Annotated in this window: 17 protein-coding genes and 2 pseudogenes; 11 read left to right on the top strand and 8 right to left on the bottom strand. The window is 71.5% G+C overall.

Going from position 1 to position 17,953, the window contains the following annotated elements; genetic code table 11:
- Nucleotides 1-219: 219 nt before the first annotated feature.
- Nucleotides 220-1,524 carry a 3-oxo-tetronate kinase gene (otnK, locus tag ACYVOO_RS24710; protein ID WP_461017881.1) on the top strand — a complete coding sequence of 435 codons (1,305 nt, stop codon included), beginning with the start codon at nucleotides 220-222 and terminating at the stop codon, nucleotides 1,522-1,524.
- The gene (locus ACYVOO_RS24705) at nucleotides 1,521-2,195 is read left to right on the top strand and encodes a class II aldolase/adducin family protein (protein WP_461017880.1); all 675 of its coding nucleotides are present in this window, start codon (nucleotides 1,521-1,523) and stop codon (nucleotides 2,193-2,195) included. Before otnK ends, ACYVOO_RS24705 begins: the two co-directional genes overlap by 4 nt.
- A gap of 100 nt (nucleotides 2,196-2,295) precedes the next feature.
- Here ACYVOO_RS24705 and ACYVOO_RS24700 read toward each other — a convergent pair whose 3' ends face one another.
- Nucleotides 2,296-3,426, bottom strand: coding sequence for a CDP-alcohol phosphatidyltransferase family protein (locus tag ACYVOO_RS24700; protein ID WP_461017879.1), 1,131 nt, complete (start codon nucleotides 3,424-3,426; stop codon nucleotides 2,296-2,298).
- A 629-nt stretch (nucleotides 3,427-4,055) separates the two neighbouring features.
- Here ACYVOO_RS24700 and ACYVOO_RS24695 point away from each other — a divergent pair.
- A complete protein-coding gene (locus tag ACYVOO_RS24695) occupies nucleotides 4,056-4,250 on the top strand; it encodes a hypothetical protein (protein WP_461017878.1) in 195 nt (64 codons plus the stop codon).
- A gap of 20 nt (nucleotides 4,251-4,270) precedes the next feature.
- On the opposite strand, the gene ACYVOO_RS24690 is transcribed toward ACYVOO_RS24695, so the two are convergent.
- Entirely contained in the window at nucleotides 4,271-5,173 is a 903-nt protein-coding gene (locus ACYVOO_RS24690) for a LysR substrate-binding domain-containing protein (protein WP_461017877.1), read from the bottom strand.
- 129 nt (nucleotides 5,174-5,302) lie between these two features.
- Here ACYVOO_RS24690 and ACYVOO_RS24685 point away from each other — a divergent pair, with 129 nt between their 5' ends.
- From ACYVOO_RS24685 to ACYVOO_RS24670, 4 genes are all read left to right on the top strand, one after another.
- Nucleotides 5,303-6,178: an enoyl-CoA hydratase/isomerase family protein gene (locus ACYVOO_RS24685; protein WP_461017876.1), complete on the top strand. Its 876-nt coding sequence runs from the start codon at nucleotides 5,303-5,305 to the stop codon at nucleotides 6,176-6,178.
- A 23-nt stretch (nucleotides 6,179-6,201) separates the two neighbouring features.
- Complete coding sequence (locus ACYVOO_RS24680; protein WP_461017875.1) at nucleotides 6,202-7,809, top strand: acyl-CoA synthetase; 1,608 nt, start codon at nucleotides 6,202-6,204, stop codon at nucleotides 7,807-7,809.
- 11 nt (nucleotides 7,810-7,820) lie between these two features.
- Nucleotides 7,821-9,317 carry an MFS transporter gene (locus ACYVOO_RS24675; RefSeq protein ID WP_461017874.1) on the top strand — a complete coding sequence of 499 codons (1,497 nt, stop codon included), beginning with the start codon at nucleotides 7,821-7,823 and terminating at the stop codon, nucleotides 9,315-9,317.
- Nucleotides 9,318-9,477: 160 nt separating this feature from the next.
- Nucleotides 9,478-9,972 carry a peptidylprolyl isomerase gene (locus ACYVOO_RS24670; RefSeq protein ID WP_461017873.1) on the top strand — a complete coding sequence of 165 codons (495 nt, stop codon included), beginning with the start codon at nucleotides 9,478-9,480 and terminating at the stop codon, nucleotides 9,970-9,972.
- Between the two features lie 78 nt (nucleotides 9,973-10,050).
- Here ACYVOO_RS24670 and ACYVOO_RS24665 read toward each other — a convergent pair whose 3' ends face one another.
- Nucleotides 10,051-11,244, bottom strand: coding sequence for an L-talarate/galactarate dehydratase (locus ACYVOO_RS24665; RefSeq protein ID WP_461017872.1), 1,194 nt, complete (start codon nucleotides 11,242-11,244; stop codon nucleotides 10,051-10,053).
- 132 nt (nucleotides 11,245-11,376) lie between these two features.
- Nucleotides 11,377-12,291: a 5-dehydro-4-deoxyglucarate dehydratase gene (gene kdgD / locus ACYVOO_RS24660; RefSeq protein ID WP_461017871.1), complete on the bottom strand. Its 915-nt coding sequence runs from the start codon at nucleotides 12,289-12,291 to the stop codon at nucleotides 11,377-11,379.
- 170 nt (nucleotides 12,292-12,461) lie between these two features.
- Between kdgD and ACYVOO_RS24655 the strand changes: the two genes are divergently transcribed.
- Nucleotides 12,462-13,337 carry a LysR substrate-binding domain-containing protein gene (locus ACYVOO_RS24655; RefSeq protein ID WP_461017870.1) on the top strand — a complete coding sequence of 292 codons (876 nt, stop codon included), beginning with the start codon at nucleotides 12,462-12,464 and terminating at the stop codon, nucleotides 13,335-13,337.
- A gap of 125 nt (nucleotides 13,338-13,462) precedes the next feature.
- On the opposite strand, the pseudogene tnpA reads toward ACYVOO_RS24655, so the two are convergent.
- Nucleotides 13,463-13,804: pseudogene (gene tnpA / locus ACYVOO_RS24650) on the bottom strand (IS200/IS605 family transposase); the annotation flags it as partial.
- 63 nt (nucleotides 13,805-13,867) lie between these two features.
- On the opposite strand from tnpA, the gene ACYVOO_RS24645 reads away from it, so the two are divergent.
- Together ACYVOO_RS24645 and ACYVOO_RS24640 are read left to right on the top strand one after the other, a co-directional pair.
- Entirely contained in the window at nucleotides 13,868-15,112 is a 1,245-nt protein-coding gene (locus ACYVOO_RS24645) for an RNA-guided endonuclease InsQ/TnpB family protein (protein ID WP_461017869.1), read from the top strand.
- A gap of 44 nt (nucleotides 15,113-15,156) precedes the next feature.
- Nucleotides 15,157-15,303 (top strand): annotated as a pseudogene (locus ACYVOO_RS24640) (MFS transporter); the annotation flags it as partial.
- A gap of 75 nt (nucleotides 15,304-15,378) precedes the next feature.
- Here the strand turns inward: ACYVOO_RS24640 and ACYVOO_RS24635 are convergent.
- Nucleotides 15,379-15,606 (bottom strand): DUF5133 domain-containing protein, encoded by a 228-nt coding sequence (locus ACYVOO_RS24635; protein ID WP_461018112.1) that lies wholly within the window; start codon nucleotides 15,604-15,606, stop codon nucleotides 15,379-15,381.
- A gap of 376 nt (nucleotides 15,607-15,982) precedes the next feature.
- Between ACYVOO_RS24635 and ACYVOO_RS24630 the strand changes: the two genes are divergently transcribed.
- Nucleotides 15,983-16,168, top strand: a complete 186-nt coding sequence (locus ACYVOO_RS24630) for an antitoxin (protein WP_461017868.1) — start codon at nucleotides 15,983-15,985, stop codon at nucleotides 16,166-16,168.
- Nucleotides 16,169-16,317: 149 nt separating this feature from the next.
- Here the strand turns inward: ACYVOO_RS24630 and ACYVOO_RS24625 are convergent, their stop codons facing one another.
- Both ACYVOO_RS24625 and ACYVOO_RS24620 read right to left on the bottom strand, forming a co-directional pair.
- A complete protein-coding gene (locus tag ACYVOO_RS24625; protein WP_461017867.1) occupies nucleotides 16,318-17,142 on the bottom strand; it encodes a S16 family serine protease in 825 nt (274 codons plus the stop codon).
- A gap of 173 nt (nucleotides 17,143-17,315) precedes the next feature.
- The gene (locus tag ACYVOO_RS24620; RefSeq protein ID WP_461017866.1) at nucleotides 17,316-17,900 is read right to left on the bottom strand and encodes a GNAT family N-acetyltransferase; all 585 of its coding nucleotides are present in this window, start codon (nucleotides 17,898-17,900) and stop codon (nucleotides 17,316-17,318) included.
- Between the last annotated feature and the right edge of the window lie 53 nt (nucleotides 17,901-17,953).

Here is a 17,953-nt window from a genome sequence, read left to right as displayed (position 1 = left end):
CTCCTCGGCGAAGTGCGCGGCGCGGTGACGGGGGCCTCGGGGTGACCTGGCGGGACCTGGGGGACCTTGGGGGTCGAGGGCCAGCCCTCACCGGTTAACAAAAAATATGCAGCATTTAACGTGAGCGTCAAGACTGGTAACATTTTTTCACATGCATGCACCACGGATCGCCGCGCTCGCGGCGCCGCAGACCACGCGAACGCGAACTCGGGAGAGCCGATGCCGTTTCTAGGGGCCATCGCCGATGACTTCACCGGCGCGACGGATCTCGCCACGATGCTGGTGGCGCGCGGATTCCGTACGGAGGTGACCGTCGGCCCGCCCGGCGCGGACGGCGCCGAGGACGGGACGGGAGACGGGACCGGGGGCGGCGATCTGAGCGAGGTGGACGCGGTCGTCGTCGCGCTCAAGTCCCGCACCGCGCCCGTCGAGGAGGCCGTGGCCGATTCCGTCGCCGCGCTCCGCGCCCTGCGCGCCGCGGGCTGCGCGCGCTTCTACTTCAAGTTCTGCTCCACCTTCGACTCCACACCCCACGGCAACATCGGCCCCGTCACCGACGCGCTGCTCGACGAGCTGGGGGAGCGGCGCACCGTGATCGTCCCGTCCTTCCCGGCCACGGGACGGACCGTCTACCGCTCGCGGCTCTTCGTCCACGACGACCTCCTGGACGAGAGCCCGATGCGCGACCACCCGCTCACCCCCATGCGCGACAGCCACCTCGGCCGGCTGCTCGCGCCGCAGACCCGCAGCCCCGTGCACGCCGTCGGGCACGACACGGTGCGCGCGGGCGAGTCCGCCGTGCGCGAGGCGCTGGCCGCGCCCGGGCTCCAGGACGGGCTGATCGTCCTCGACGCCACCACGGACGCCGATCTGCGCACCCTCGCCGCCGCCACCTCGGACCTGCCGCTCGTCACCGGAGCCGCGGGGCTGGCCCTGGGCCTGAGCGGCCCGCAGCCCGACGCGGCCACCGCGCGCGCCCGCTCCACCGGCGGCACCCACGGCGTGATCCTCTCCGGCAGCGCCTCAGCGGCCACCCGCGCCCAGGTCCGCCACGCACGGGAGCGTCTGCCGCACCGCAAGCTGGACCTCGCCGCGCTGCGCGCGGACTTCGAGGCCGCCGTCGCCGCACTGACCGGCTTCGTGCGCGAGAGCTGGCGCGAGGACCCCGGCAGCCCGCCGCTGATCTACGCCGTCGGCGAGGAGTCCGACGTCGAGCGCGACACCGGAGAGGGCGGCGCGGAGGCGTCCGCGCTGGTGGAGCGCGCGCTCGCCCGCTGCGCGGCCGAGCTGGTCGGCGCGGGGGCCCGGCGCCTGCTGGTGGCCGGAGGGGAGACCTCGGGCGCTGTGGTGACGGCGCTCGGCGCCCGTACGCTGCGCCTCGGCGCGCCCATCGCGCCCGGCGTCTCCTGGGCGGTGGCCCGGACGCACGTCGGGGGCGGGCGCCAGGCGGTGGACCTCGCGCTGAAGTCGGGGAACTTCGGCGGTACGGACATGTTCACCACGGCCTGGGACGTGTTGTCGTGAGCGGGCCGCGCGACGAACTCGCAGCGGCCGGGGCCCGGCTGGCAGGGCTCGGCTTGAGCCCCGGCTCCTCCGGCAACCTCAGCGTCCGGGAGGGTGACCGGATACTCATCACACCGACCGGCGCCGACCTCGCGGCGCTCGACACCGGCGCGCTCAGCGAACTCTCCCTGGACGGCACCCTGCTGGCGGGGCCGCGGCCCTCCAAGGAGTTCCCCCTGCACACGGCCTTCTACCGCAGGGACCCGGAGCTGACGGCCGTCGTCCATCTGCACTCGCGGCACGCGGCGGCCGTGAGCTGCCTGCCCGCGTGGTCGGAGCGGAGCGCGATCCCGCCCCTCACTCCGTACTTCGTGATGCGCGTCGGCCAGACGCCGCTCATCCCCTACGCGGCCCCGGGCGACCCCGCGCAGGCGGAGCTGCTGGAGGGCCTCAGGTTCGGCTTCCGCGCCGCGCTGCTACAGAACCACGGCCCCGTCGTGGCGGGCACCTCGATGGGTGCCGCTGCCGACGGGGCCGTGGAACTGGAAGAAGTCTGCGCGCTGCGCCTCCTGCTCGGCGGCGGCGAACAGCGCCTGCTGGAGGACGGGGAGATCACCGAGCTGACGGGACGCTACGGCTCACCCTGGGACGTCGCCGGAACCGCGGGAACCGTAGGAGCCGGAGCCGCCTGAGTCGCCGGAGCCGACTGGGCCCTGGCGGCGTCGGAGACGTCGGAACGGCGCCACCGCGCGAAGCGGGGGCGCCGGGGACGCTCGGCGGGCACTCAGCCCTTCACGTCGCGACGGGGAAGCGTGCCTGGTCCGCACCGGCAGGGCCCGTGGCGGTGCCCGTGCCCGGCAGATCCGTACCGGCGAGGTGCGTGACGGGCGCCAGTGCCTCGGCGCGGGCCGCGGCCTCCTCGCGCTCCTGCTTCTCCCGCTTGAAGGAGTCGATGGTGCGGGTGAAGTCGCGGGTGGAGAGCAGCAGCTTGTAGATGATGGCCAGCTCGAAGACGAGCAGCAGCACGCCGGAGACGATCGTGACCGGCAGCACGATGTTGAAGAGCGGGCCGATGATGAACACGGCCATCTGGAACTCGATGCCGCTGATCAGGTGCGTGCGGATGCGGTGCCGGAGCATGAAGGAGCGGAACCGCAGGTAGGACGGGAAGCGGTGCCGGAACTCCTGGTGCAGGTCGATGACCTGGGCACGCGGGGTCTGCTCCTGGGAGCCGGACGCGTCGTTCTCGTCGGTCCCCGGCGTCTCCCCGGTCCTCTCCGCGTGCGAAGCCTCCTCCGCCTGCTCCGCCTTGGCGAGGTCCTGCTCGATGTCGGCCTCGGGGTTGTTGCGCAGCAGGTCTTCCATGAAGGCGAGATCGGCCGAGTTCTCGGCACGCCGGGCCTCGCGCACATGGGCCTTGATCTGCTTGCGCATGGTGTGGCGCGTCTTGAAGATCTCCAGAGAGTTGATGTACCGCAGGCCGTCCAGGAAGATGACGACGGCGGCGAGCCATATGTAGAGGGTGTCGCCGGTCCGCTGGTACTGGCCCGCCATGAGCGCCACGGCGCAGGCCATGACGCGGATGCGGTCGAAGACGTAGTCCAGCCAGGCGCCGAAGACGGAGCCGGTCCCCGTGAGACGGGCGATCTTCCCGTCCATGCAGTCGAGAACGAAGCTCAGGTGGTAAAGGACGGCACCGGCGACGAGCCAGCGCCAGTCACCCGTCGCGAAGCAGGCGGCGGAGACGAGTCCCAGGAGGAGCGCGGCCCAGGTGATCTGGTTGGGAGTGATCCTGGTACGCGCGGCGGTGAACCGGACCAGCGGTGTGGCCACCGGGTCGACGAGCAGGACGGTCCACCAGGCGTCGCGCTTCTTCTGAGTGATGCGCCGCACCTCGGCAAGGGGCGGTATTTCTCTGGGCATGCTCAAACTTCCCGGTTTTTAGGAGGGCTTCACCTTCAGTTAAGGAGATGGTTGTCTGAGGCACAAGGTTCACGAGATGCAACCTTTTTCTTGAGATAAAGGTCATCAGGGTGCGTGGGATCCAGAGGTCTGCTGCATCCGCAACCCGTCGAAACCCGGCGTATTTACCACAAAACAGGCGGGCGTCCGGCGCGGAGCGCAAAACACCCTCATTCGAATGAACGGCTGCCAAGTAGGTCGTACGGCCCCGAATCCGGGCAGACGCTGGAAAACATGCTCGAAGGTGCTTCTTCGCGGCCTGCCGCGGACCTCGATGCCGATACCGATACTGATGCCGACGCCGAGCCGCTGGACGTCGACGGGCTCGTCTGCGTGACGCGCCCCTACCGCGCACTGCGCGATCTCCGTACCCGGTCACCGGGGCACGCGAGCGCGCGGATCCCCGTCGAGACGAGTCCCGGGGCGCAGGCGGCGCCCACCGGCCTCGGTCCCGGTCCTTCCGCCAGCGGCCCGCCCGGCGCCGCACCGCCCGCACTCACCGGTGAGGCACGCGCCGCCTCCTCGACTCCCCGCGCCACGCCACGGCGTGGACCCTGCTCACCGACCGGACCGGCGCCCCACTGGCCCGGATGACGGTCGAGTACGACGTCTTCTCCCCGGCGCTGTTCACCCGGCTGTTCGGCGAACCCGTCACCGCCGAGCACGCCGAGCACGCTGAGCACGCCTACCGGGGCACAGCGCGCATCGGTCCCGACGTCATCGCGGGCGCGTACATGGACCTCACCCTGCCCACCCCGACCCCGGCCCCGCCTCCGGCCACTTGACCGGGGGCCGTGCCGCGTGCTCAGCGGGGGTGGACGTGGCCCGCGGCCAGCAGCCCGGAGAGCGCCGCGTCGGCGAAGGTGGCGACGACGTCGGCCGTATGGGCGCGGGGCCACACGACCGACGTGGACCACGTCAGGCTCCGCTCGTCCACCGGGCGCCACACCAGCCCCGGCGGCAGCCCGGCCGACGGCTCCTCGTTGAGGTGCACACCGCGCCCCGCGAGGACGAGGCCATGGATGAAGTGCGGGTTGCGGGCGTGCCGGATCGCGCCGGGGAGGAAGCCGTTGTCGCGGCAGACCGTCAGCATGTGGTCGTAGAGCTTCGGCGCCATCAGCCGCGGAAAGATCACCAGCGGTGAGCCGTTGAGACGGCGCAGCCGCACCGTCTCCGCGCCCGCCGCCGGGTGCTCCTCGGCGAGTACCACGCCCAGCGAACGGTGCACCACCGGACCCGACTCCAGGCCCACCGTGTCGGCCGGATGCCGGATCATGCCGACGTCCAGCTCGCCCTCCCTGAGCCTGGCCAACTGCTCGTCCGTGGTCATCTCGTTGAGGTCGATCAGGACGCTGGGCTCCATCGAGGCGAAGGTGTCCACCAGCGTCCGCAGGGTGACGGGCGCGGTGTCCGGGGGCACGCCCGCGCGCAGCACCCCGGCGGCGCCGGGCCGGATACGGCGCATCGCCTCCCTCGCCGCGTCCGCGCTCTCCAGCACCGGCCTGGCGTGCTCCAGCAGCAGCGCCCCGGCCTCGGTCAGCCGCACCCGGTGCCGGGTGCGGTCGAAGAGCCGCACTCCCAGTTCGCGTTCCAGATCGCGGATCCGCTGCGAAAGCGGAGGCTGCGCCATGTGCAGTCGCTCGGCCGCGCGGCCGAAGTGCAGCTCCTCGGTGAGCACCACGAAGTACCGCAGATGTCTCAGCTCCATCCGCGCACCATACCGATGCGATATCACTGCCGGTCCGGATTGGTGTTGGTCAGCTCTGGCCGACGGCTGCTTGTATTCCAGGCGACTCGCGAGTGGCCAGCGGAAACACACGGCGGAAAGGCCAGCACTGTGAACTCCCCCTCCTCCGACAGCGTGCACACCCCCGACACGACCCCGACGACCCCGACGACCTCGGCGACGGCCCCTGCGACCTCCTCGACGGCGGAAACGGAACCCGGAGCCGGGACGGTCCTGCTCACCCGCGAAGGACCCGTCGCCGTCGTCACCCTGAACCGGCCCGACAAGCTCAACGCCTGGACCGCCGCGATGCGCGCACGCCTCATCGCCGTACTGGGCGAGGTCGCGAAGGACCCGGAGGTGACCGCCGTCGTCCTGACCGGCGCGGGCCGCGCCTTCTGCGCGGGCCAGGACCTCGGCGAGACCAGCGGCATCGCACCGGACGACCACGCGGCGGCCGAGGCGTGGATCGACAGCTTCGACGTCCTCTACCGCGCCGTGCGCGACATCGACAAGCCGACAGTGGCCGCCGTCAACGGCGTCGTCGCGGGCTCCGGCTTCCAGTTCGCGCTGCTCGCCGACCTGCGCATCGGCCACCCGGACGTACGCATGGGCCAGCCCGAACTCCTCTCCGGCATCCCCAGCATCACCGGTATCTGGGCGATGTGGGAGATCCTCGGCCGCGCCAAGACGACCGAGTTCGCGCTGACCGGTGACCTCGTCGACGGGGAGGAGGCGCGGCGGCTCGGCCTGCTGACCCGCCTGGTCGACGCCGACGAGGTGCTGCCCACGGCCGTCGAACAGGCCAGGAAGCTGGGCGAACTGCCCTCGGGCGCGGTCGCGCTGACCAAGGGCCGCATACGCGAGCTGGACGAGGCGGCGCTCGTCGAGGCGGTCGAGTCCGCGAAGCGGGTGCACGCCGCCGCGTACGCCACCGGGGAGCCGCAGCGCGAGATGGCCCGCTTCCTCGCCGGCCGCCGCCGCTGAACCGCCGACGGGAGACGCACACCATGAACACGACGGACACCACAGACCCCGCCCGCGCGCAGCGCGTGCCGAGCCCCGCGCCCGGCCCACCCCCGCACCCCGGCTGGGACGTGCCCGAGCGCTACAACATGGCCGCCGACGTGGCCGACAGGCACCCGCGCGAGAAGCTCGCGCTCCTCCACGAGGACCACACGGGCGCCCGCCGCGAGGTGCGCTGGGGCGAGATCCAGGACCGCTCGCGGCAGGTCGCCGCGCATCTGCGGGGCCTGGGCGTACGCCCAGGCGACCGCGTCGCCGTGCTGCTGCCGCAGCGCCCCGACACCCCGGCCGCCTACCTGGGCGTGCTGCGCACCGGCGCGGTACTCGTCACCATGTCGCTGCTGTGGGCCGACGGGCCCGTCCGCTACCGGCTGGAGGACTCCGGCGCCACGGTCCTGCTCACCGAGGCCGGGGGAGCGGCACGCGCCCCGGAGTTCACGGGCACCGTCGTGGACGTGGACGACCCGGCCATCGACGCGCTGCCGCCCGAGTTCACCACCGTGGACACCCGCGCCGACGACCCGGCGCTGATCTTCTACACCTCCGGCACGACGGGCGCGGCCAAGGGCATCGTGCACGCGCACCGCACCCTGCTCGGCCACAACGAGTTCCAGCACTGCCACGACCTGCGCCCCGGCGACGTCTTCTACGGCGCGGGCGACTGGGCGTGGTCCATGGCGAAGCTGATGGGGCCGCTGCGCGCGGGCGCCGTCCACCTCGTGTACCGGCCTGCCGGGGGCTTCGACCCGGCCGGGCTGCTCGCCTCGATGTCCCGCAACAAGGTGACGACGGCGCTGGTCAACCCCACCTTCCTGCGCAAGACCCGGGCCGAGGTGCCGGACGCCGGCACCCGCTTCCCGCAGTCGCTGCGGGTCGTGTGCTCCTCCAACGAACCGCTGACCGAGGACCTCATCGGCTGGTTCCGCGAGCAGTTCGGGATCACCCCGCTCGACTACTACGGCTCGACCGAGTCCTACCCCCTCGTCGGCAACTTCCCCGGCGTCCCCGTCAAGGACGGCTCCATGGGGCGCCCGCTCCCCGGCTGGGACGTCGCGCTGCTGGACGAGCGCGAGCGGCCCGTGCCCCAGGGCGAGGCGGGCGAGATCTGCCTGCGCGCCAGGTCCAACCCGCAGTTCCCGCTGGGCTACTGGAACCGTCCCGAGGCGTCGGAGGAGACCTTCGGCGGCGAGTGGTTCCACACCAAGGACCAGGCGGTCGTCGACGAGGACGGCTACTACTGGTTCCTCGGCCGCGCCGACGACGTCATCAAGACCTCCGGGTACCGCGTCGGCCCCTACGAGGTCGAGGAGGCGCTGCGGGCACACCCCGCGGTGGCCGACGCCGGGGTCGTGGGCGTCCCCGACCCGGTGCGGGGCCAGGCCGTCAAGGCGTTCGTGCAGCTCACCGAGGGGCACGAGCCCGGCGAGGAGCTGGCGGACGCCCTCCGCGCCTTCGCCAAGGAGGGACACTCGCGCTTCGCGTATCCACGGCACATCGAGTTCGTCGCCGACCTGCCCCGCTCGTCCACCGGGAAGATCCGCCGTGCCGAGCTGAGGGCACGTGAGGCGGGCACCCGGCTGAGCGCCGACTGATCGAGGTTCCCATGACCCAGGACGCAGAGGACCCAGGGCGGTCGGTACCACCACCACCGCCACCCTCGCCCCCGCCACCCTCGCCTCCACCACAGACGGCGAGCCCCGCGAAGCGACCGGCCGCCGACCGCCGCAGGATCACCCTGGCCACCGCCATCGGCAACTTCGTCGAGTGGTTCGACTCCGGCGCCTACGCCGTGATGTCGGCGACCATCGCCGGGCTGTTCTTCCCCCAGTACGACGCGACGGCGTCCCTGCTGGCCACCTGGGCGATCTTCGCCGGAGGCTTCATCGCCCGGCCCGTCGGCGCGGCCTTCTTCGGCCACTACGGCGACCGCCTCGGCCGCAACAGGGCGCTCGCGCTGAGCGTGCTCCTGATGAGCGGGGCCACCTTCCTCATCGGGGTGCTGCCGACGTACGCGTCGCTCGGCGTGGCCGCGCCCGTGCTGCTGTTCGTGCTCCGCACGGTGCAGGGCTTCTCGACCGGCGGCGAGTACACGGGGGCCTCGGCCTTCATCGTCGAGTACGCGCCCGACGGCAAGCGCGCCCGGTTCGCCGGAGCCGTACCGATGACGGTGGGCGTGGCCAGCGTGGCGGGCTCCCTCGTCGGCGTGACGCTCACGGCCACGCTCAGCACCCCGGCGATGGAGAGCTGGGGATGGCGCGTCCCGTTCCTGATCGCGGCGCCCCTCGGCCTGATCGGCCTCTATCTGCGCTCGAAGGTGGAGGACACGCCCGTCTTCCGCGAACTGGAGCGGCGCAGCGAGGTCGAGGCAACCCCGCTGCGGGACGCGGTGCGGGTGTGCGGGCGGCAGATCGCCACGCTGTTCGGCTACAGCATCACCAACGCGGTCGGCTACTACCTCATGAGCAGCTACATGATCGCGTACATGTCGGAGGAGCTGGGCTACAGCAGCAGTCTCGCCATGCTGACCAGCGTGGTCGCGATGCTCGCGTACTGCGTGGCCTGTCCCGTCGCGGCGCGCGCCAGCGACCGCTACGGACGCAAGCCGCTGCTGCTCGTCGCCTGCGGCGGGTTCGCCGTGCTCACCCTGCCCGCCTTCGCGCTGATGGGGACGGGCCTGGCGGGGGCCATGGCGGGCACGGCCGTGCTGGCCGTCCTCGTCGCGGTCATCGGCACCTCGAACGTGCCCGCGCTGGTGGAGATGTTCCCAGGGCATCTGCGCGCCAGCGGCTCTGCCATCGGCTACACGGCGGCCTACGTGCTGTTCGGCGGCACGGCGCCCTTCGTCGCCACAGGGCTCGTGGCCGCCTCCGGCACGGCACTCGCGCCCGGCTTCTATCTGACGGGGCTCGCCGTCGTCTCCACCCTGGTGGTCCTCTTCGCCTTCCGCGAGACGCGCCACCTGTCCCTGTCCAGGACGACGGTCCTGGAGCCAGGACCCGACGGCGGCTCCGGCTCAGGCGACGATTCCGGCTCCGGCCCCGGCTCCGACACCTCGGCCCGGCCCCCGGACCCGCCCACCCGGGTGGCCCCGGCTCCCTGACCGGGGCGGCCGGACGGCGCCGCCCGCACTCCCGGGCGGCCGGACCACGGCCCGGCGCGGGCCCCTCCACGACGGGCCCGCGCCGGGCCGGAGCACCGCCGGGCACGAGTTCGACGGGTGGTGTCACGGCCCGGTCCGGTGCGATGACAGGATGGTGGTCATGGCTAGCAACGTTTTCTTTGACGTCACCCTGAACGATCAGCCCCTGGGGCGGATCGTCTTCAAGCTGTACGACGACGTGGTCCCCAAGACCGCGCGCAACTTCCGCGAGCTGGCGACCGGCGCGCAGGGCTTCGGCTACAAGGATTCCTCCTTCCACCGCGTCATCCCCGCCTTCATGCTCCAGGGCGGCGACTTCACCCGTGGCGACGGCACCGGCGGCAAGAGCATCTACGGCGAGAAGTTCGCCGACGAGGGCTTCACCCTCAAGCACGACCGCCCGTTCCTGCTGTCCATGGCGAACGCGGGCCCCAACACCAACGGCTCCCAGTTCTTCATCACCACGGTCGAGACGCCGTGGCTGGACGGCAAGCACGTCGTCTTCGGCGAGGTCGTCGAGGGCAGCGACATCGTCAAGCAGATCGAGTCGCACGGCTCCCGCAGCGGCAAGCCCGACGCCAAGATCACCATCAGCGACAGCGGCACCCTGGACTGAGCGTCCGCCCGGGTTCTTCCCCCGTCCGGAGCGCGGTCCGCCGCGCCCCGGACGGGGGCCCGTGCCCCGCGGCGCCGGTCAGGGACGGGACCCGGTCTCGTACTCCTCCTGGGTCCAGGCCCGCGCCTGGTCGCTGAGGGTGATGCCCAGGCCGGGCCGCGAGGGCACGTGCATGCGGCCCCCGCTGATCTCCAGGCGCTCGTTGAAGAGCGGCTCCAGCCAGTCGAAGTGCTCCACCCACGGCTCGTGCGGATAGGCAGCGGCCAGATGCAGATGGATCTCCATCGCGAAGTGCGGGGCGAGCTGGAGATGGTGGTGCTCGGCGAGCGCGGCCAGCTTCAGGAACTGGGTGATGCCGCCGATGCGCGGCGCGTCGGGCTGGATGACGTCGGCGGCCCCGGCACGTATCAGCTCCCAGTGCTCGGCGACGCTGGCGAGCATCTCGCCGGTGGCGACGGGGGTGTCCAGTGAGGCGGCCAGCGCCGCGTGCCCCGTCGCGTCGTAGGCGTCGAGCGGCTCCTCGATCCAGACCAGGCCGAAGTCCTCGAAGGCCCGGCCCATGCGCTGCGCCGTGGCACGGTCCCACTGCTGGTTGGCGTCGACCATGAGGGGCACGTCGTCGCCCAGGTGCTCGCGTACGGCGGTCAGCCTGGCCAGGTCCTCCTTGCGGTCCGGGTGACCGACCTTGATCTTGATGCCGCCGATGCCGCTGGCGAGGGAGGCGGTCGCGTTGTCCAGGAGCTGTTCGCGCGGGGTGTGCAGGAAGCCGCCCGAGGTGTTGTAGCAGCGCACCGAGTCGCGGTGCGCGCCGAGCAGCTTGGCCAGCGGGAGTCCCGCGCGCTTGGCCTTGAGGTCCCACAGCGCGACGTCGAAGGCGGCGATGGCCTGGGTGGCCAGCCCGCTGCGTCCCACCGAGGCCCCGGCCCAGACCAGCTTGGTCCAGAGCCTGCCGATGTCGCTGGGGTCCTCGCCGATCAGCGCTGGCGCGATCTCCTTGGCGTGCGCGAACTGGCCGGGGCCGCCCGCGCGCTTGGAGTAGCTGAAGCCGATGCCCTGGTGCCCGTCGGCCGTGCCGATCTCCGCGAACAGGAACGCCACCTCGGTCATGGGCTTCTGCCGCCCCGTGAGGACCTTGGCGTCGCTGATGGGCGTGGAGAGGGGCAGGGCGACGGAGGAGAGCCGGATCCAGGAGATCGTGTCGAGCGTCGCCTCGCCCGCCTGCTGCGCGGCCTGGACCTCGGCCTGGACTGTCGTGTGCGTCGTGGTCACCACTTCGTGTCCCTGGGGATGAGAGGGGCGCGCGGCTGCGGTCGCGCGCACCGGGTGGTTGCGGAGGGGGGGAGGGGAGAGGGAAGGAGCCGGGGACCGCCGGGCCCCGGCCCGCACGGCTCCCCGCTCCACGGTCTACTCGGCCTTCTTGACGAGGTCGGCCAGCTCCGCGACCTCGGCCTCCGTCAGATCGGTGAGCGGAGCCCGTACGGGCCCCGCGGGGTGGCCGACGACCTTCATGCCCGCCTTGACGATGCTCACCGCGTAGCCGGGGCTGCGGCGCCGGATGTCGCAGAACGGCAGGACGAACTCGTCCAGACGGCGGCGCACCTCGGCCCTGTCCTGGGCGCGCACCGCGTCGTAGAAGTCGAGCGCGAAGCGCGGCAGGAAGTTGAAGAGGGCCGAGGAGTACGTCGTCACGCCCATCTCCAGGTACGGGAGGGCGAACATCTCGGCCGTGGGCAGCCCGCCCACGTGGACGAGCCGGTCACCGGTGCGCGCGTAGACGCGGGTCATCAGCTCCAGGTCGCCCACGCCGTCCTTGAAGCCGACGAAGTTGGGGCAGCTCTCCGCGAGTTCGGCGACCGTCGTCTCGTTGTAGACGGCGTTGGCGCGGCTGTAGACGATCACGCCGAGGCTCGTGGCGCGGCAGACCGCCTTCACATGTGCGGCCAGGCCCTCCTGGCCCGCCTCCGTCAGATACGGCGGGAAGAGCAGCAGCCCGTGCGCGCCAGCGCGCTCCGCCGCGCGGGCGAGTTCGATCGCGGTGGCCGTGCCGTAACCGGCCGGTGCGATCACCGGCATCCCCTCGGGCGCCTCGCGCACGGCGGCGGTCACGACCCGCTCGACCTCCTCGCCCGTCAGCGAGAAGAACTCGCCCGTCCCGCCCGCGGCGAACAGCCCGGCGGGGGAGAACTCGCCGAGTCGCGCGATGTTCTCGCGGTAGGCGGCCTCGTCGAAGGAGAGGTCCTCGCGGAAGTGGGTGACGGGGAAGGAGAGCAGGCCGGAGCCCAGCTTCCTGGCGACCTCTTCGGGTGAGAACTGCGGCATGGCTTCAGGGCTCCTCGGCGCGAAGGCGGATGAGGACGGGATGCGGGAGGGGCGCAGCCGCGTCGCTGGCCCGCTCGTCACCGCCTCGGTGGACGCACTGTGAGGTTAGGATCACCCATCGATCCACGTCCAACACAAATTTGGCATCCACTGATACCGGGAGAGCATCGTTGTTCACCCTCACCCAGCTCACCAACTTCGTGGCGGTCGCCGAGGAACTGCACTTCGGCCGGGCGGCCGAGCGGCTCCAGATGACGCAGCCGCCCCTCAGCCGTCAGATCCAGTTGCTGGAGAACGACCTCCGCGTCCAGCTCCTCGACCGCACCAACCGCTCCGTGCGCCTCACCCACGCGGGGCGCGCCTTCCTCAACGAGGCCCGCCGCATCCTGCGCCAGGCCCAGCACGCCACCCTCGCCGTGCGCCAGGTCTCCACGGGCGAGGCGGGCAGCATCGCCATCGGCTTCACCGCGGCCAGCGCGTACTCGATGCTCGACACCCTCCTGGACGCCGCCCGCACCGCCATGCCCGGCGTGGAGATCGTCCTGCGCGAGATGGTCACCCGCGACCAGCTGGAGGCCCTCACCGAGCACAGCCTCGACCTGGGACTCGTGCGCCCGCCCGTCACCGGCTCCGATCTGCATTCGCGCCCGGCCCTGCGGGAACGGCTCCTCGCGGCCCTGCCCGCAGGGCACGCCCTCGCCTCGCGCGAAGGGCCGTTGTCCATCGCGGACTTCGACGGACAGGACCTGCTGATGTACTCGCCGATCGAGGCCCGCTACTTCCACGAACTGCTCATCAGCGTCTTCCGCGCCGCCCGCGTCGCGCCCGTCTTCACCCAGTACCTCAGCCAGGTCCACAGCATCCTCGCGCTGGTCAACGGCGGCTGGGGCGTGGCGCTGGTCCCCGAGGCGGCGGCGCGGCTGCGCTACGAGGGGGTCGTCTTCCGGCAGGTCGAGCTGGTCGACCCCGAACCCGTCGAGCTGGCCCTGGCCTGGCGCAAGAACAACGACAACCCGGCGCTGCACGCCCTCCTCGACCGCCTCTGAGGTGGTCCTTCCGCGCGGCCCCTCCGCCAGCGGCCCCCTCTGTGATCTAGGAGACCGATCCGTATGACAGTTCTCGACCGGCAGGACGAGCCGGTTACCGGGACTCTTGCAGAAGGCCCCGGCGTTCATGCCGGGGATGAATGGGTCTCAAGGCTGCTGTGACGTGCGCCTTGGAGCGGATGTTGTTGTTGTTCGGTGTAGTGGCGGATGATCGCCAGCGGTGCTTTGCCGCACGATGCGGAGAAATACGAGGGCGACCACAGGACGGCGTGGTTGATCCGGCCGGTGAACTCCTGCCGTATCCGGCGAGCGGAGACGCCTTTGAGGCTGTTGACAAGCTTGGAGACGGCGGCCTTGGGCGGGTAGTGCGCCAGGAGGTGGACGTGATCACGTGCGCCGGTGAACTCCTTCAGCTCCGCTTCGAAGTCCTCGCAGGCCTTGCGCATGATCTCTTCGCAGCGCGTCAGATGCCTGCCACGCTTTTCGGTGCTTTATCCGTCCATGATGTCGATCGTCATAGGATCTGGCGCATGCAGCTTCGTTACAACTACCGGGCCTACCCGGATGCCGCCCAGTGCCGTGCGCTGGCCAGAGCAATTGGGTGTGCTCGTGTGGTGTGGAACGACTGTCTGCGTGACCGGAGGGAAGCGTATGCGGCGGGGTTGCCGTATGTGACGTCGGCCGAGTTGTCGCGGCTGCGTATCACCCAGGCCAAACGCACCGAGGAACGCGCCTGGCTCGCCGAAGTGTCCGCCGTTGTCCTGCAACAATCCCTGCGGGACCTGGATGCCGCCTACAAGAACTTCTTCGACAGCCTGAAGGGCAAGCGGCCCGGCCGCAAGGTCGCGCCGCCCCGGTACAAGTCGAAGAAGGATGCCCGGCAATCGATCCGCCTCAACACCAACGCCTTCTCTCTCCGAGAGAACGGCACGGTGTATGTGGCCAAGGTCGGCCACCTCAAGGTGAAGTGGTCGCGCCGGCTTCCGGCGGCCCCGACGTCTGTGACCGTCACCAGGGACAGCGCGGGCCGGTACTTCCTCAGCTTCGTCGTGGACACCGAGCCCGACATCCTCCCCGCGCTGGAGGCGGAGGCGGGGATCGACCTGGGTCTGTCTGCCTTCGCCGTCCTGTCGGATGGCCGGAAGATCGCCAGTCCGCGTTTCCTGCGGCGGGCGGAGAAGAAGCTCAAGCGTCTTCAGCGGGAGCTGTCCCGCAAGGCGAAGGGATCGAAGAACCGGGCCAAGGCCCGCACCCGGGTCGCACGCCAGCATGCCCGGGTGGCGGACCGGCGCCGGGACTGGCACCACAAGGCATCCACACAGATCATCCGCGACAACCAAGCGGTGTATGTGGAAGACCTCGCGGTCTCCGGCCTCGGCCGTACCCGGCTGGGCAAGTCCGTGCACGACGCGGGATGGTCCGCATTCGTGGGCATGCTGGAGTACAAGGCGGCCAAGCACGGCCGCACCTTCGCCAAGGTGGACCGTGCGTTCCCCTCCTCCCAGGTCTGCTCGGCCTGTGGAGTACGGGACGGCCCCAAGCCCCTGCATGTGCGGGAGTGGATGTGCGGGGCGTGCGGCGTCGTGCATGAGCGTGATCACAACGCGGCCCGCAATGTCCTCGTCGAGGGACGCCGTATCGTCGCCGCCGGACGGGTGGAGACGTCAAACGCCTGTGGAGCGCCGGTAAGACGGGCACACGTGCCCGCACAGCGCCGTGAAGCAGGAAGCACCCGGAAGAGTCGACCGACCCAGGCCGGAATCCCTGGACTTTAGACCAGGGAGCACGTCAAGTGAAGAAGCTGCTGACCAACCGCACGATGCTCGGCGTCTTCGTCGGCCAGTACTTCATCAACACCATCACCTGGTTCTTCCTGACCTGGTTCCCCGTCTACCTGGTACAGGAGCGCGGGATGTCCATCCTGGAGGCGGGCTTCGTCGCCTCGCTGCCCGCGCTGTGCGGGTTCGCCGGAGGCGTGCTCGGCGGCTTCCTCTCCGACTGGCTCAACCGCCGGGGCATGACCCTCCCGCGAGGCGGGGACTCAGCCGACCGGCGCCTCGGCGCCGACCGGGCCAGCCGTCATCCGCTCGCGCGCCGCCGCCAGCGCCTGGTCCACGGACCGGGTCCCGGTCGTGACGCACAGCGTGTACGCGACGTCGTCGAGCTGACGGAGCAACTGCGCCGTGGGCGGCCCGGTTCCGGCCCCGGCCCGGAGGGTCTCGTAACGGGTGACAAGGTCGCGCAGGACGGCGGGGTGTGCCAGCAGCATCGTTCTGTACTCCTTGGTGAGGGCGGGTGTGGGCACGGGTGAGGCGTATGGGCGCGCGCGACCGCTCGCTGCTCGCCGTGTGGCGGGCCACGACTGTGTGACCTTTCGGGAGAAGGGAGGGGCCCGGGGCGTTCGGCACACGACGGCACACCGCCCGGCGGGTTCCCTCCGCTTCACGGTAAGGCAGCGCCGGGCCCCCGGCATCTCGTTGTGGCGTGCATGTACCTCGGTCGGGCGTGTGCACGGGGCCGCACGGGTGCATGGAGCCCTGTCGGGGCAGGCCCGCACACCGTGGCACACCGTGCGCGGATGCGAAGTGCGCGGGTTGCCCCGACCCTGGAGGTGCGGGGGAGATGTGCCGAGGAGGAAAAAGACCATGGCCATGATGGACAAGATCAAGCAGATGCTGAAGGGCCACGAGGGCCAGGCGTCGAAGGGTGTCGACAAGGCCGGGAACATGGCCGACGACAAGACCCACGGCAAGCACAGCGGCCGGATCGACTCGGCCCAGGACAAGATGAAGGACCAGTTCGGCGGAGATCAGGACAAGGGCAACCGTTAGCGCTTCGCCCCTGCACCTGCCCCCCGACCCTGCCCCTGCCCCGGATCCCGGTCCGGCTCCGCGCCCGGCCGCACGGCCCGGGGTGCGGCGGCCCTGTGCGTACGCGAGACGTGCGGAGCCGCCGCACACCGGACCCCCTGGCCGGGCGCTCAGCAGCGGGCGACCCGGCCGCCGCCCTTCAGCGCGCGCAGCGCCTCGACCGCGCCGTCGAGCGTGCTGACCGGGACCAGCCGCAGCCCGCGCGGGAGTTCGGCCCGCGCCTCGGCGCAGTTGCTCTCCGGCACGAGGAAGACCCGGGCCCCGTCACGCGCGACGGCCTGCGCCTTGAGCGCGGCGCCGCTGATGGGGCCCACCGTGCCGTCGGCGGCGATCGTCCCCGTCGCGGCGACACTGCGCCCGCCGGTGAGTTCGCCGCCGCTACCGTCCCCGTCGAGCTTGTCCACGATGCCGAGCGCGAGCGGCAGCCCGGCGCTCGGGCCGCCGATGCCGGCGAGGTCCAGGGTGACCTTCACCCGCTCCGGATCCCTCTTGAGATACGCGAGGGCGGCGTCGACGGCCGTGTGCTGGGACTTCTCCATCTCGCGGAGGTTGTACCGCTCGGCCTCCCGCACGGAGCCCCCGCCGGGGTAGACGGCGTCCGTCGGCATCACCGTGCGGTCCGTGCGGAACCAGCCGTCGAGCAGGTCGCCCAGGCCGTGCCGGACGTCGGGTGCCGTCGCGGCGATGGCCGCCATCCGCAGCTCGCCCTCGGTCTCGCGGACCGGCGCACCGCTGATGTCGACGACCTGCTGTCCGTCCCTGCCGCCCAGCACGTTCGCCGTCGGCCCCGGCCGGGCGACGGTGAAGGGGAGGGGCACGAGCAGGGCGACGACCAGCAGGGCCGCGACGGGCACGGCGCAGAGCCCGAGCGTGGCGGAACGGGAGAGACGGACGGGGCGAAGGGGGCGAGGGAGGCGGAAGGAACGGGTGGGCACGCCGTCAACCTATAGGACGCCCGCCCCGCGCCGACCGGCCCCTACCCGCCCCCGCCCCCGCCCCGGCCCCGGCCCCGGCCCCGGCCCGTCACCGTACGGGCGCCGGACCCCGTCGCGCGGTGCCCGGCGCCCGTACCGCTGTTACGCCGTCATGCCGTCATGCCGTCACGCCGTCACCGCTGGGGCACCAACTGGACGAGGACGTCCTGCGGCGGGACGCCCAGGGACGGCCGGCGCTGTCCGATGACTGTCCAGCCCCAGGCCCGGTACACGGACTGGGCCATGGAGTTGTCGGGGGACACCAGTGCCGTCGCCAGGATGGCCCCGCAGTTGGCGAGCAGCTCCTTGAGGATCTTCGTCGCGACGCCCGCCCGCCGGTAGGGCGGCAGGACCATCAGCTCCGTCAGCGCGTACACGCCGCCGCGCGCCGTGAGTTCGACGAGCGCGCCCGGAAGCGTGCCGACGAACCCGTCCCACCAGGCGCCGTCCCGGCCCACCCGGAACCCGTAGCCGTAGCCCTGAGCCGTGTTGCCCTCGGCCATGACGAGGTCGAACCCGGGCTCCTGGGTGTCGCGGACGAGGCGGTCGAGGAACGTCAGCCTCGCGCCGAAGTCGTTCCCGCTGTGCGTGGTGTACGCGGCGACGTGCAGATCAGCGAGGTTTTCCCGGTCGCGCTCCGCCTGCCACCGGGTCACCCTGCGCAGAAATACCTCACGCCGGTCCCCTGCGCCGAACGGCACGGCGACCGTCGACTGCAACGCCAATTCCCATGCGGCTTTCGTGGTAACTCTGTTCTCCGGGGGCTCCCCTT

It is taken from the genome of Streptomyces daliensis (assembly GCF_054782395.1).
The sequence above is the reverse complement of the archived record's forward strand: the minus strand, read 5'-3'. Positions and strand labels throughout refer to the sequence as shown.